The following is a 14008-nucleotide window of genomic DNA, read 5'->3' as shown; positions in this document are numbered from 1 at the left end:
CAGTTCCCGGCTCACACGTAACGATCCAACGCACAGAAATCGGACAACATTCCCAAGTGGCTCAGTTTTTCGTGAGCGATGCAGTATCCTGCCGATTTTCATCCGCCGATACACGCAGCGTGACGTGGCTCGCACACCCCGCATCCACCCGCCACCACCGAACCGGCGCGGAGCCTTCGCGACACATCCGCACAACTGATGCCGAATCGCTATCGACGGACGGCCGACTGGCCTCCCGCCGTTGGGAAGGTGTCTGTCATGCACCAGTCCACCGATGGCTCCCCGTCGGTCGACCGGCCCCCGGCCGGCCGCCGCCGCTCTCCGGTTCAACGCCGGACACTGCTCCGTTGTGCCTGGATCGGGCTGACGGGTCTGCTGCTGTTCACGGTGCTGCTGGTTCTGGTGAGAACCGGCTGGTCGCCGCTGGACCGGCTGGACCACTGCTGGGTGGCGGCGCTGCACCGGTACGCGCTGCGGCACCCGGTGTGGACGGCGGCCATGCAGACGCTGGCCGACATCGGCGCCCCGTGGACGATGCGCGCCCTGCTCGGCACCGCCGCGCTGTGGCTGTGGTGCGTGCGCGCCCGGGTGCTGGCCGGTTGGGTGGTCGCGGTCGGCCTGCTGGGCTGGACGGTCAGCGGGGCGGGCCGGGCGCTGATCGGCCGGGCCCGGCCGCACTTCGCCGACCCGGTCGCGGTGGGCTCCGGCGCGGGCTTCCCGTCCGGACACGCGATCGCCTCGGCGGTGGCCTGCGGGGCGCTGCTGGTCCTGCTCTGGCCGCGCGCGGACCGGGCGGTCCGGGCGGTGGCGGGCACCGGCGCGGCGCTCACCGTGCTGGGCGTCGGCTGGACCAGGCTCGCGCTGGGCGTGCACTACCCCAGCGACGTGCTGGCCGGCTGGGCGGCGGCGGCCGCGGTGCTGGCCGGGGTAACGCTGGCGGTCGAACTCTGGCTGCCTGGCCGGCTCGGCCGGGACGTTCGCCGACTGCACTGGCGGCTGCGGCCCCGGGTGCAGCGGGTGCTGGCCCCGCCGCTGCCGGTCGAGGCGGACGGCGACCCGAGCCGCTCCTGACGGTTCGTGAGCAAGGTCACACTCCGCATCCGGGCCGTCCGGGGGAGGGAACGGACGTGGGCGGCATTCCGCATGTTTCCGGGCGGAAACGGCGCTCGGCAGACGACCCGCCACGGCCTCCGAACGCCCACCGCGACGGGCCGGATCGGCCCCCGAACGGCACCCGACTCCCCATCGGGTGCCGAACTACGGCAGACTTCTGCGGCTGGATGCACCCTGCAACCGGCAGATGGAGCCCGGCCGGACCGGAACTCCCGCACATTCCCACGCAACGCCGCACGGGCACCGATCGACGGGGGGTCCGATGACCACGCACACCGCGGACGGCCCGACCGACCCGTACGACCCGTACGCCCAGCAGCGCGGCCAGTACCCGCAGCAGGGCGGCCCGTACGCCCAGCAGCCGGGCGGCCAGTACCCGCAGCAGGGCGGCCCGTACGCCCAGCAGCCGGGTGGTCAGTACCCCCAGCAGGGCGGCCCGCAGCACCCTCAGCAAGGTGTCCAGTACCCCCGGCAGCGCGGGCCGTACGTTCCGCAGGATCCGCCGGCCGTTCCGCAGGATCCGCCGACCATGCAGTTCAGCCGGATCCCCGACCAGTTCGGCCAGTACGACCAGGTCGGCTACCCGCCGCCCCCACCGCAGGCCCCGGTGCCGGTGCCTGCGCCGCGGGCGAGCGAGGAGCAGGAGCGAGAACAGGCCGCGGAGACGCCGGCGGCCAAGCCCGCCGCGTCCACCGGGCGCAACGGTCTGATCATGGCGCTGGGCTCGCTGGCGTCCCGTGCGCTGGGCTTCGTGCGCAGCGCGGTGATCGTGGCTGCGCTGACCATCGGCCCGGCCGGCGAGGCGTTCAACGTCGCGAACTCGCTGCCGAACATCGTCTACATGATGCTGATCGGCGGTGTGCTGGCCTCGGTGTTCGTGCCGGAGCTGGTGCACGCGATGCAGACCCACAAGGACGGCGGCCAGGCGTACACCGACCGGCTGCTGACCCTGTGCGGGACGATCCTGGTGGTGCTGACGCTCGGTGCGTGGCTGTTCGCCCCGCAGATCGTCGACCTCTATTCCACGTTCGACGGGGTGCAACGCGAGCTGGCGATCACCTTCGCCCGGTACTGCCTGCCGCAGATCTTCTTCTACGGCGTGTTCACCCTGCTCGGGCAGGTACTGAACGCCCGCGACCGGTTCGGCGCCATGATGTGGACGCCGGTGCTGAACAACGTGGTGGCGATCGGCGTGTTCGGCGGCTACCTGGCGATGGGGCACCACGCGTACGCGGCCGAGGAGGTGAGCAGCGGCGACGCGCTGCTGCTGGGTCTCGGCTCGACCATGGGCATCGTGGTACAGGCTGCCGCGCTGCTTCCCTCGCTGCGCAAGGCCGGTTTCATCTACCGTCCGCGCTTCGACTGGCGCGGTGCGGGCCTCACCCGGCCACTGCGCGCGGCGGGCTGGGCGCTGGCCCTGGTGGCGGCCACCCAGCTGTCCTTCGCGGTGATCAGTAGCCTGGGCACCGGTGCGGGCAAGGCGGCGCACGACGCGGGCATCCTGGGCGGCCGGGGCATCTTCGCCTACAACAACGCCTACGCGCTGTTCGTGGTCCCGCAGGGCGTGATCACGGTGTCGCTGGTGACGGCGCTGCTGCCGAGCATGGCGCGGTCCGCGACGGCGGGCAACTACCGGAAGATCGGCGAGGACCTGTCGGCGGTGCTGCGCTCCTCGGCGGCGATGGTGGTGACCGCCGCCGTGCTGTTCTTCGCGCTGGGTTCGCAGATCGCGATGGCCGCGTACGGCTACGGCTCAGGGCCGACCGTGCGTGACGACGCCATGGTGGTGGGCCAACTGCTGATGGCCTTCGCGATCGGACTGCCCGCGTTCTGCGCCCAGTACGGCCTGGCCCGCGGCTTCTACGCGATGGGCGACGCCAAGACTCCGTTCTGGCTGACCCTGATCTCCACCGGCACCAACGCCGCGCTGTGCTGGGTGGCGTACGAGGTGTTGCCGCTGCAGGACAAGGTGATCGGCATGGCGGTGGCGCACACCGCTGCCGCCATCCTGTCGGTGCTGGTGACCGGCGTCGCGCTGGGCCGCCGCCTGGCGAAGGGCGCTCCCCCGGCCGCCGTGCCCGCCGCAGCGGAGCCGGACCTGGACTCGACCATGGTGCTGCGCACCGACGCCTTCGCGCCGGGCGCGAACGCCACCGTGGACCTGGGGACGCGGCGCGGCGGGCGGCGCGGCAGCGGGCTGGAGGGCTTCCGCCTGGTGACCCTGCACGTGGGCTTGATCGTGGCGTGCCTGCCGGGAGCGTTCGCCGCGCACTGGCTGGCGGGGCGGTTCGGCGAGAACCTGTTCGGCAGCCTGGCGGGCCTGGCGGCGGGCTCGCTGGCAGTGCTGCTGTCGCTGTTCCTGCTGGCCCGTCCGCTGGGCGTGGGGGCGGCGGTGGCGCCGTTCGCCCGGAAGCTGCGGATCCCGTACCCGACGCCGGCCCCGGCCGCCGGGGGCAAGCACCGCCGCTAGGGTCCGCCGTCGGTGCCGGGCGGTGTCCGGTGCGTGCTCTCGGTGTGCCGGGGTGGAAGGCCTCGCCCGGGGACGCCTCCCGGCCGAGAGCCGGGCGCGCGCCGTGGGGCTGGCGGCGGGCTCGCTGGCGGTGCTGGTGTCGCTGTTCGTGCTGGCCCGTCCGCTGGGTGTGGGGGCGTCGGTGGCGCCGTTCGCCCGGAAGCTGCGGATCCCGTACCCGACGCCGGCGCCCGCCGGTGGGGGCAAGCACCGGCGCTGAGCCGCGTCAGGCGGGGGCGTCCTCGGCGGCCTCCAGCCAGCCGAGGCCGGCGACCTGGATGCCCGCCTGGAAGCGGCTGCGGGCGTCCATGCGGATCATCAGGTCGGCCATCATGCGGCGGACGGTGCGCAGTGAGACGCCCAGGCGTTGGCCGGCGCGTTCGTCGGTGAGGCCGTCGGCGAGCAGGCGCAGCAGTTCGCGTTCCTGGCCGGTGAGGCCGTGCGGGTCGCGCTGGGTGGATTCGCCGAGCGGGCGGGCGTGGTCCCAGACCTGGTCGAACAGGGCGCGCAGGGCAGCGACCACGCCGGGGCTCTGGAGTAATACGGCGCCCTTGCGGGGGTCCTCGGGGTCGATCGGGACGATGGCGGTGGCGTTGTCGACCACGATCATGCGCAGCGGCAGGGTGGGTGCGGTGCGGACGGCGCCGCCGAGGCCGTGCAGCCAGCGGGCGTACTGGACGGTGGCGGGGTCGTTGCGGACGCTGTCCTGGTAAACGGTTCTCATCCGTACGCCGCGTTCCAGGGTCTCCTGGTCAAGGGTGCGGCTGGCCTCCATCACCTGGGCGGGCTGCGGGCCGCCGGGGGCGAAGGAGAGCACTTCGGCGGTGGCGTCGGAGGCGAGCTGGATCAGCCGGTCGCGGACCTGGTCGAGGCTGGAGAGCATTTCGACGCCGCGTTGTTCGCCGGGCGAGTGCAGGTGGGCGTACTCGGCGATCAGGCCGGCCATCGCGGCGCGGCTGCGTTCCATTTCGCGGTGGCGGCGGGCTGCCTCGGCTTCCTGGTGGGCGAGCAGGGCGGCCAGGCCGCGTTCCGGGTTGACGGCGCGCCAGCGGGTTCCGCAGCTGGTGGGGCGGGTGAGGGCGAGGTCGGCGAGGCGGTCGAGAGCGGCGCAGACCTCGGTCTCGGTGCTGTCCAGATGGGTGGCGAGGCCGCCGGTGTCGAGGTCGGGGTGCAGCAGCATTGCCCGGTAGACGGCTTCGCCGAACGCGTCGAGCCCGATCGGGCCGCCGGCGGTCAACGTTCGGTCTTCCGTATGTCCTGTCCGGTGCCGGTGCGCGTCGCTCTTATCATCTCGGCCTCCATGCGCCGGTTCGCGGCGCTGCCCCCGGGTAGCGTCCTGATCGGGCGTCAGGTTATTGCCGCCCGAGTCAGGTCTGGAACTGACTTGCGGAGATTCTGGCGGACGGGTGGGCAACCCGTGAAGGGTGCCGGGCAACTGGCATTTTCTTGCCAGGCGGATATCTGTCACCCGTGACGCCCTCCGGCGGGGGCCCGGGTCCGTCACGCTGGGGGGGTGTACGCGATCCGCCTGGAGCTGATCCCGCCGCGGCCCGTCCCGGGCGGTCCGGCGATGGAGGCCGATCCGGTCCGGCTGGCCCTGCTGCGGCTGCCGCTGATCGGGGCCCGGGTCTGCCATGCCCGGGTGCTGACCGGACCGGACGGGTTGGCGGCGGTGTGTTTCCTGACCGCCGGGTCGTTGCTGGCCGCGGAGCGGGCGCTGCAGGTGGGCGCGGGTGCGCTGGCGGAGCCGGGCGGGCCGTTGCCGGGCTGGGCGGTGGTGCGCTGCGAGGCGGATCCGTGGATCGCGCTCGGCATGTTGCAGGCCCGCGCACGGAGTTGACCTCTCGGCGGGAAGCTGGCCGTTCGGTGTCACGGCACTCTGGTGCCAGCTCCGGGTGCTGACGCGGGGGTGCCGTCCGGGCCACTCTTGGTGATGTCGGCAGGACGGCGGTGCGAGACCGCGGGAGCAGCCCCCGGCGGGGCCGCGGATCGCACCGGAGACCTGACGGTGGTTCACCACACATGCCCCGGCGGCAGCCCGGGGATCGGCCGAACGCGAGAGGATCGGGCACTCCCATGACGCTGAACATCCGTTTTGTCACGATTGCCGCTCTGGGTGCGATGGTGGTCGGCGGCATCGCCACCGCCGCGGAGCTGGCCGGGCCGAGCCGGCCGGGAGCGGTGGTCACGGCGGACGGCACCGTCGCGGGCGGTCCGCAGCCGCCGACCGACGCGGGTGCGCAGGTGATCGTGGTCGGGCCGACGCCCACCCCGGCGCCGTCCGGCAGCCCGACCTCGACCGAGCCGCCGCACAACGACACCTGGGGCTGGGGCTGATCGGGCCGGGCGGCAGAGCCGGGGAGGCGTCCGGATGACCACCGCACTGGAACGCCCGCTGGTGCAGCGGGCCCTGCCCCACCAGTTCCCGCTCGCCGCGGCAGCGGCGGCGAGCCCGACCAGGGTGCTGCTGGCCGACCGGCACCACCTGTTCCGTTCGGGGCTGGGGGCGCTGCTGGACCGGGAGGAGGACCTCGCGGTGGTCGCCGAGGCGGTCGGCGGAGAGGAGGCCGCGGCGGCGGCGTCCGGGGTGCGCCCGGCGGTCGCGGTGCTCGGCGTGGACGAGGAGCAGCCGGATCCGACGGCCGCCGCGCGGCGCCTGCAGCACGCCGCGCCGGGCACCGCGGTGCTGCTGCTGGTACCGGCCCTGCCGCGGACGGCGCAGGCGCGGCGGGCGCTGGTGGAGGGCGCGGCGGGGGTGCTGCTGAAGGACGTGCAGGCGCCGGCGCTGATCGCGGCGGTGCGTGAACTGGCCCGCGGCGGGCGGGTGTACGACCCGCGGCTGGTGCTGGAGGTGGTGCGGACCACCGGGCAGCCGGGTCCGCTCAGCCGCCGGGAGCTCGCGGTACTGGGCGAGATCGCCGAGGGCAGCACGGTGCAGGAGGCCGCGGTGGCGCTGTCGCTGTCGCCGGGGACGGTGCGCAACTACGTGTCGGCGGCGATCGCCAAGACCGGGGCGCGCAACCGGTGCGACGCGATCCGGATCGCCCGCGAGTGCGGCTGGCTGTAACACCCCATGAACGGACCCGCCGACGACCCGTCAGATTCCCGCTGACGGGTCGCAGGCGTGCGTGCGTACAGGCCTGTGTCAGAAGTTCCCGCCGAGTCCCTCCCCGGCCCGGGCGGCGGAGACCACGTCGGCGAAGCCGTGCGCGGTGCGTGGCAGGTCGGCGGGGCGGCTGCCGATCAGGAACTCGCCGACGGAGGATTCGGCGGCCCAGTCCAGGCCGAGGGCGCGGGCGGCGGCGTCGGTGTCGCCGGAGCCGAGGCCGCAGGGGGCGAGGCCCATGGCGGTGGCCACCAGGTAGAGGGTCTGGTAGAGCACGCCGACGTGCTTGAGGGTCAGTGCGTAGGCGATCTGGCTGTACTTCCAGGACAGCCGGCCGAACCGGCTGGTGACGGTGAGCAGTACCTGCGGTTCGACGATGCAGGCGGTGGCCCGCCAGGCGGCGGTGATGAGTTCGCTGAACGCGGCCTTCTCGCCGGGGTCCTGGAACGGGCGCGGGCGCAGCCGGTGCGCGGCGGCGTCGTAGCGGTAGACGCCGGGTTCCAGGCCGACGCACTGGACCACCGAGAGGTAGATCTCGAGTTCGCCGGTGGCGCCGCCGGCCGGGTAGGGGCGGTCGACGCCGTCGTAGCCGTGCGGGTCGGCGGGGTCGCCGGGGATGATGCGGCGGACCCGGGCCACCCGGTAGAGCAGTTCGGCGAGTTGGTCGAGTGTCACCGGGGTCTCGGCGTAGGCGCGGACCGAGCGGCGGCCCTCCAGGACCTCGCTGAGGGCGGGGTCGCGGGCGACCACGGTGTCCCAGTCGGGGATCGGCAGCTCGATGCCGGTGCCCTCCTCGCGGGTGCCGGGGCCGGAGACGACGGGCAGTCGCGTGACGTCCTGGTGGGCGAAGACGCCGCCGGACGGGTAGTCGTGCCGGCCGGGACGGCTGCGGGCGTGGAACAGCAGGTCGTGGAAATCCCAGAGCGGGGCTTCGGCGCCCTGTCCGGCGTCCAGGAAGCCGCCGCCGGCCAGCAGTCCGGCGAGTGCCTCGCCCTCGCCGGCGGACATTCCGGCGAGCAGTGCGGCGTCCTCGGCGGTGCGGGAGGTGCTGAGTGCGGTGACGAAGGCGCCGGCGGCGGCCCGGTGCAGGACCAGCCGGAACGGTGCCATCGGCGATTCGAGGACGCAGGATTCGCCGTGGCCGTCCGGCAGCCGGCGCAGGTAGGCGAACCGGGAGAGCACCAACTGTCCGGTGGGGCGGGCGAATCCGGGCAGGTCGGCGGAGCGGGCGATGGGTACCGCGGTGGCCAGCGGGTCGCCGAGCGGGTCGGTGACGGTGGTGTTGACCAGGTACGGGAAACGTTCGAGCAGTTTGAGCAGGCGGACCTGGTCGAGGGCGAGTTCGTCCAGGTCGGCGTCGGTGCGGGTGAGTTCGGCGAGTGCGGCGACGGTGCGCTCGCCGAGGGCGTGGATGCGCTGGCGGCCCCACGGGTGGGTGAGTTCGACGTCGGCTCCCTGGGCGGTGACGTCGACCTCGGGGCGCAGCCGGAGCAGGCGGCGCAGCGGGCGGTGGTCCCCGGTGGTGGGGGCGGGTGGCAGGTGTTCGATGACGGTCATGGGTACCTCCCCGGATGGGCGGGGCAGCCGGGCCCGGCTGCCCCGCGCTTCGGTCAGATGAAGATCGGGATCGGGTTGAGCGCGCTCTCCGGGGTCGGGGTGTCCAGCCAGCCGAGCCGGACGGGGACGTCGTAGAGCCGGCCCGGCGCGAAGCGGGCCCAGAAGTGCCGCATGCCGGGGACGATCACCCGGGCGACGGGCAGGCCGACGTCGGGGCGGGTCTGGTCGGCGACCAGGAACTCCATGCCGTGGTCCTCGACGATGCGCTGGACGAGCGCCAGGTCGTCGGCGAGGTCGGCGCCGGCCAGCGGGAGCCAGCTGGCGGGGGTGGAGCGCGGGGCGTTCGGGTCGGGCAGCAGGTAGGGCTGGTTGGCGACGGTGGCGGTGGTCCACCAGGCCTTCTGGTCGCGGTCGGCGCCCGCGTAGCTGACCCGGCCGTGCTCGTCGCCGGCGACGGGGCCGAGGAACTGGTTCATTTCGGTGAGTGCCCGGGTGAGCGCGATGTGCGGGTCGAGGTGCGCGCCGAACGCGATCAGCACGTCCTCGTTGGTGCCCGAGCCCGGCTTCGCGTCGAGTCGGCGGGAGAACGCGCCGACCACGGGGATGCCGAAGTCGGCGGTCAGGTCGAGGGCCCAGATCTCCCGGCGCAGTCCGCGGTAGACCTCGCGCAGCTGGTCGATGTACGGGTCGCCGAAGGCGTCCAGGTCGATGCCGGGGCGCTGCACGCGGTTGTACCACCACAGGGCCACCGCATCGCGTTCGACGAGTTCCAGGAAGCCCTGCAGCGCGGCGTCCTCGAAGGAGGTGCCGGCGGCGCAGCCGTTGGAGTCGCCGGCGGCGTAGAACCGGCCGCTGTGCCGGTAGCCGTAGTACATCGCCTGGGTGGGCAGCCAGCGGTGGCGCTGCTCGGTCAGCGACCAGGCCGGGGACCATTCGATCGGGTCGTCGGTGCGGAACGGCTCGGGGACGATGTGGAACGCCGACTGCTTGGCGTTCCACTGCTCGCGTTCGGCGTACTGCTTCGCCGAGTACAGCAGGGTGCGTTCGGGGTGGATCGCGGCGTCGCCGAGTTCGGCGAAGGTGGCGAGGCGGCGGGCCTCGTCGCCCTGGAAGACGCCGGAGAAGCGCTCCATGGCCTCGCCGAGCGCGGACGCCCGGGCCTGCGCGTCGGTGCGGCCCTTGCCGCAGCTGTTCGAACGCAGGCCGCTGCGCAGCTGGCGGAGGCTGCCGGCCTGCCGGGACAGGTTCTGCCCGGACATGTACACCCGCAGGCCGGTGGGGGTGTGGGCGGCGGGGACCAGGGTGGTGACCACGCCGGTGATCGGGCTGAGCTGGGGGCGGTACTTGTCAAGCATGTCCTCGGGCGAGGCGGAGCGGTGCCCGCCGTCCGCGGTGAACGCCTTCGGGCGGGGCTCGAAGCGGACGGGCTCCAGCTGGCGTCGGGTCACGGTCGCGTCGTCGCCGCAGGCGGTGCACTGCGGGCGGCGGACCAGGGTGTGCTTCTCGCTCTCCAGCAGCACGGTGTCCAGGGTGGTGACGGCGGCCTGCGCGGGGCGGGCGCCGGCCAGCCACTTGGTGGTCTCCAGGGCGGCGAGCTGGGTGCCGAGGGCCAGGGTGGCGGGCAGGTGGGCGCCGGCGGTGGAGATCGGCTCGTCCTGGCCGAGGCGGTGCTGGAGGTAGCTGAGCGACTGCCGGTTGGCGGACAGCCGGTGCGCCAGGCACTCCCAGCAGCCCGAACCGTCCGTACCCTCGCTGCCCGGCACGTCCGGGGTGAACACCGGGCCGACCCAGACGATCGAGCCGACCGGGCGGGCCAGCAGCCAGGGGCGGCCGTCGGCGAGCGCCTGCCGGTTGCGCTCGGCGAGGCCGGGGTGCAGGTAGTCCTCGGTGAGGGCGACGGTGAACTCGGCGTCCTGGTCGACCGTCACGCCGGCGGCGGTCAGTGCGGCCAGGTACGGCGCGGTGTCCACGTCGCCGTGGACCTCGATGCGGACCCGGGCGCTGCGCAGCGCGGCCATCGCGGTGTCGCCGTCCTGCCCGGCCATTTCGAAGAAGGCCGCGCCGGGGCGGTCGGTGTCCGGGTCGGCGGCGGTGAGCCAGCCGCCGGCCAGCAGTTTGCCGACGCCCGCGTCGACCTTGTCGGCGGGGACGACGCCGTCGAGGGCGGCGCCGATCTGTTCGGCGGTGCGGGTGCCGTCCAGCAGCGGGGCGAGGGCCTGGGCGAGCCTGCCGTCGACCACCGAGACGCCGCGCTCGGAGACCAGGTAGACGGCCTCGCCGTCGACCACGTACGGGGTGAACTGGCGCTTGAATCCGATGAGTTCGGACATGACGGGTACTCCTCGAAGCGGTGGCGCGGTCAGCGCAGGGTGGCGAGCGGGGCGGCGGAGGTGTCGTGCACGCGAAGGAGCAGCAGGCCGACGGCGACGGTGCCGTCCAGCGCGCCGAGGTTGACGGTGTCGTCGATGGCCCGGTCGGGGAACCAGGTGCCGTGCACGCGGTGCCGGGTGATCAGTTCGCGGGCCATCAGGGCGGCGGCTTCCCGGCCGTCGTAGAACGGGCCGGGCAGCAGCGCCTCGGCGCCTTCCGGAAGGGTGTGGATCAGGCCGGCCTCGGCGGCGGTGAGCGCCTCGGTGGCGGCGGACAGCAGGGCCCGGCCGGAGAGCGCGGCCAGTTCGGGGCCGGTGACGGGCGGGGCGAGCGCGGCCAGGTCGGCGCCGTCCACGGCGTCCGCGCCGAGCGAAACTGCGGTGTCCAGGCAGGCCAGGCGGCCGGCCCGGGTGCCGGTGGCGAAGCGGTGCTCGCGCAGCCGGGCCCGGACGGCCTCGGGGTCGGCGAGCAGCGCGGGGGCCTCGGCGACGGTGCGGGCGAGTGCGGCGGCGATCGAGTCGGTGCCGCCAGGGACCAGCTCCCGGAAGTCGAACGCCGGTGCCTCGTCATCGAGTTGGCCGGTCGCCCGGGTGGCCAGGGCGCGGATCGCCCGGTCGGTGTCGGGGTGGCCGCTGCCGACGGCGCGGCGCAGCCGGAGCAGGTTGAGCAGCAGGCCGGCGGTGCCGAGCGAGGCGTCGGCGGGCGCGGCCGTCCGCGGGCGGCCGGGCCGGTCGGAGACGGACTCGGCGACGCCGAGCGCGCCGGGGACCAGGGCCTGCGCGGCAGCCAGGAACTCGCCTTCGCCGAGCAGCAGTCCGCCGCGGGCCAGCCCGTGGATGATCGCGCCGGGTCCGGCGAAGCCGCCGGGGACGGGCGCGCCGGACGCCAGCCGGGGGTCGGAGGCGAAGACGAAGGCCCGCGGCTCCTCGATGTCGATCACCGCGGCGGCCTCGGACAGCAGGCCGTGCGCGGCCCGGTGGAAGCGCGGTTCGCCGGTGGCGGACCAGAGTTCGGCGAACAGCAGGGCGATGCCGAGGGTTCCGGACACCAGGTCGGGGCCGAGTGCCTCGATCTGCCGCAGGCCGGTACCCGGGTACCAGCTCTGGCCGAGCCAGCCGGTGGACCGCCGGTCGGCGAGGATCCGGTCGCCGAGCGCGGTGGCCTGCGCCAGCAGTTCGCCCGGGGTGGGCGGTTTGGCGGCGCGGGCCGGTCCGGCCGATCTTGCCGGATCAGCGTGCGGCGTCGGGCGGGCGGGCCTGGCGGGGGTCTGTTCGGTGCCGGCCCGGGCGGGGGTCTGTTCGGTGCCGGCCCGGGCGGGGGTCTGTTCGGTGCCGGCCCGGGCGGGGGTCTGTTCGGTGCCGGCCCGGGCGGCGTCCACGCAGCCGGACAGGATGGCGACGTGCGCGTCCAGGTCGAAGCCGTCGAGTTCGGCGATCCGCTGCTGGAGGCGCTTCCAGCCGGTGGACCGGAAGTGTCCGGGGATCTCCCGGCCGTCGGCGGTGAACACCGAGGAGGAGGTGGTCAGCGAGCGGAAGAACGGGATGTCGAAGGAACGGAAGGAGTCGAGTTCGGCGAGCACCACCTCCAGCAGGTCGCCGCGGGCGGCCTTCCCGGCCCGGGCGGCGACGGCCCCGCGCAGCGCGCCGGCGATCACGGTCTCCCGGGTCGCGCCGTCGTCCAGCGCGAGCGGGCTGGTGGAGGCCCGGAGGATCTTGTACCCGTCCCAGGTGTGCCGCCAGATGTAGCGCACCCAGACCCCCCGGAAGCCGCTCAACGGACCCTCGGGGTCGGCGAGTTCGCCGCGCAGGCGGTGCAGGACGGTGTGCATCTCGCGGTAGCCGTCGACCACCTGGTCGGTGTACTGCCACGGGTCGGCGGGCCGCCCGTCGTGCACCGGGCGGTATGGGGGCAGCGGCAGGACGGGCACGCCGGGGGCGCTCTCCTGGCTGCCGACCCGGGACAGGCAGCCGATGTCGACGGCCTCGGTGTGGCCGGGGGGCGTCCAGGACAGGAAGGCCATCGAGGTGCGCACCACGGTGGTCTCCAGCTCGTCCAGCAGGCTGTGCTGGGCGGCCGACAGCGCCGGCGGGTCCTGCACCCGCGGGTACAGCAGGCACTCCAGGTCGACCAGGACCGGGTGCTCGCCGTCGGCGAGCAGGTTGTCCGCCCACAGGTCGCGGCCCTCCAGCAGCTGGACCAGGCGGATCGTCATGCCGAGCCGGCGGTAGAACCGGGCGAAGCCCTCCCGGTCGGCGCACGGGCGGGCCGGGACCAGCTGCTCCCAGCCGTAGTCGCCGGAGCAGTCGGTGCTCAGCGAGGCTCCGTGGCCGTCGTCGCCGCGGTCCGAGCGGAGCACCACGGTGCGCAGCGGAAGGTCCAGCGACAGTTCGGAGTTGAGGCGCTCGACCAGGCCGAGGAAGGCGGTGGCGTGCCGCATGTCCTTGGGCTTGTAGACCACGCCGGCGCCGTGCTCGAAGTGCAGCAGCGCCACCGAGCGGCCCTGGGCGTGCCGGTCGCCGGCGTCGCCGCGGACGGCGGTCAGGGCGCCCGGGTCGGTGCCGTGCCACATCCTCTCGACGAGTTCCTCGCGGTCGGCGGCGAGCCGGGCGAACAGCTCGGTGTACATCTCCTGCCACTGCCGGCAGACCGTGCCCACCAGGTGGGCGAGGGCGGGCAGCCGCTCCAGGCGGGCCAGCCAGCCGGTGGCGGAGGCGTCGAGGCCGCCCTCGGTGTCCCAGTCGGTGGCGCGCGGACGGCCGGTGGCGAGCTGGAACTCGTGGCAGAACGTCAGGTGGCAGGCTTCGGTGAGCCGCCGGGTCAGGGTCTTCGCCAGGTCGGCGCGGGCCGCGCCGGTGACCGGGACGCCGAGGATGCCGCCGGGGCCGGTGGGCAGCAGGGCGTCGGCGGCGGCGGCAAAACCGGCGGTCAACGCGCCCGGGGCGGTGGCGGGTTGGGCAGGCTGGGCGCGGAGGAAGGCGCCCAGCGCGTGCGCCCAGGAGGGCAGCTTCTCCGGGTCGGCGAGGCGGACCCGGCGCAGGCCCTCGCCGAGCGGGCGGCCGGTCTCGGCGAGGTGTTCCAGCAGCACGCCGGCGGAGCGCCGGTCGCCGGCCGCGCGGCTCAGCCAGGTCTCGACGGCGGCGGCGCGGCTGCGGCGGTCCTCGGCCGGGTCGGGGGTGAACAGCGCCTGCCCGTCGTCGCGGGCGGCGGCGCGTTCGTCGAAGCTCGCGGCGGCGGCGATCACCTCCCTCAACCTGGCGTCGGCGCCGGGGAGTTCGGGCAGCAGGGCGGCAACGGGGGTGTCGGGGCCCGGACTTCCGGCGGTGCGGAGCCAGGTCTGCAGTTCGAGCGACATC

At 74.4% G+C, this 14008-nt stretch carries 10 protein-coding genes; 6 read left to right on the top strand and 4 right to left on the bottom strand.

The features are described 5' to 3' along the window. Nucleotides 1-258: 258 nt before the first annotated feature. The 3 genes from ACFYST_RS23555 (at nt 259) to ACFYST_RS23545 (ending at nt 3842) form a co-directional block, all read left to right on the top strand. Nucleotides 259-1071: a phosphatase PAP2 family protein gene (locus tag ACFYST_RS23555; protein WP_387865206.1), complete on the top strand. Its 813-nt coding sequence runs from the start codon at nt 259-261 to the stop codon at nt 1069-1071. 304 nt (nt 1072-1375) lie between these two features. Beyond that, the gene (murJ, locus tag ACFYST_RS23550) at nt 1376-3583 is read left to right on the top strand and encodes a murein biosynthesis integral membrane protein MurJ (protein WP_387865204.1); all 2208 of its coding nucleotides are present in this window, start codon (nt 1376-1378) and stop codon (nt 3581-3583) included. Between the two features lie 52 nt (nt 3584-3635). Beyond that, entirely contained in the window at nt 3636-3842 is a 207-nt protein-coding gene (locus ACFYST_RS23545; RefSeq protein WP_387865202.1) for a hypothetical protein, read from the top strand. 6 nt (nt 3843-3848) lie between these two features. Here the strand turns inward: ACFYST_RS23545 and ACFYST_RS23540 are convergent, their stop codons facing one another. After that, a complete protein-coding gene (locus ACFYST_RS23540; RefSeq protein ID WP_387638249.1) occupies nt 3849-4859 on the bottom strand; it encodes a LuxR C-terminal-related transcriptional regulator in 1011 nt (336 codons plus the stop codon). 276 nt (nt 4860-5135) lie between these two features. Here ACFYST_RS23540 and ACFYST_RS23535 point away from each other — a divergent pair, with 276 nt between their 5' ends. The 3 genes from ACFYST_RS23535 (at nt 5136) to ACFYST_RS23525 (ending at nt 6689) form a co-directional block, all read left to right on the top strand. Beyond that, entirely contained in the window at nt 5136-5462 is a 327-nt protein-coding gene (locus tag ACFYST_RS23535) for a hypothetical protein (RefSeq protein WP_387638252.1), read from the top strand. A 236-nt stretch (nt 5463-5698) separates the two neighbouring features. Next, complete coding sequence (locus tag ACFYST_RS23530) at nt 5699-5959, top strand: hypothetical protein (protein ID WP_387865199.1); 261 nt, start codon at nt 5699-5701, stop codon at nt 5957-5959. A 34-nt stretch (nt 5960-5993) separates the two neighbouring features. Then, complete coding sequence (locus ACFYST_RS23525) at nt 5994-6689, top strand: LuxR C-terminal-related transcriptional regulator (RefSeq protein WP_387638258.1); 696 nt, start codon at nt 5994-5996, stop codon at nt 6687-6689. Between the two features lie 78 nt (nt 6690-6767). Here the strand turns inward: ACFYST_RS23525 and ACFYST_RS23520 are convergent, their stop codons facing one another. Genes ACFYST_RS23520 through ACFYST_RS23510 form a run of 3 tightly spaced genes read right to left on the bottom strand, consistent with a single transcriptional unit; the run spans nt 6768 to nt 14007 of the window. Then, entirely contained in the window at nt 6768-8285 is a 1518-nt protein-coding gene (locus tag ACFYST_RS23520; RefSeq protein WP_387638261.1) for a SagB family peptide dehydrogenase, read from the bottom strand. Between the two features lie 53 nt (nt 8286-8338). Beyond that, on the bottom strand, nt 8339-10615 hold the full coding sequence (locus ACFYST_RS23515) for a TOMM precursor leader peptide-binding protein (RefSeq protein ID WP_387638264.1): 2277 nt from the start codon (nt 10613-10615) through the stop codon (nt 8339-8341). A gap of 29 nt (nt 10616-10644) precedes the next feature. Then, on the bottom strand, nt 10645-14007 hold the full coding sequence (locus tag ACFYST_RS23510; RefSeq protein WP_387865196.1) for a DUF4135 domain-containing protein: 3363 nt from the start codon (nt 14005-14007) through the stop codon (nt 10645-10647). Between the last annotated feature and the right edge of the window lies 1 nt (nt 14008).

Origin of the sequence: Kitasatospora sp. NPDC004614 (assembly GCF_042873675.1) — a bacterium.
Lineage (GTDB): Bacteria > Actinomycetota > Actinomycetes > Streptomycetales > Streptomycetaceae > Kitasatospora.
This window is presented reverse-complemented; position numbering and strand designations above follow the sequence as displayed.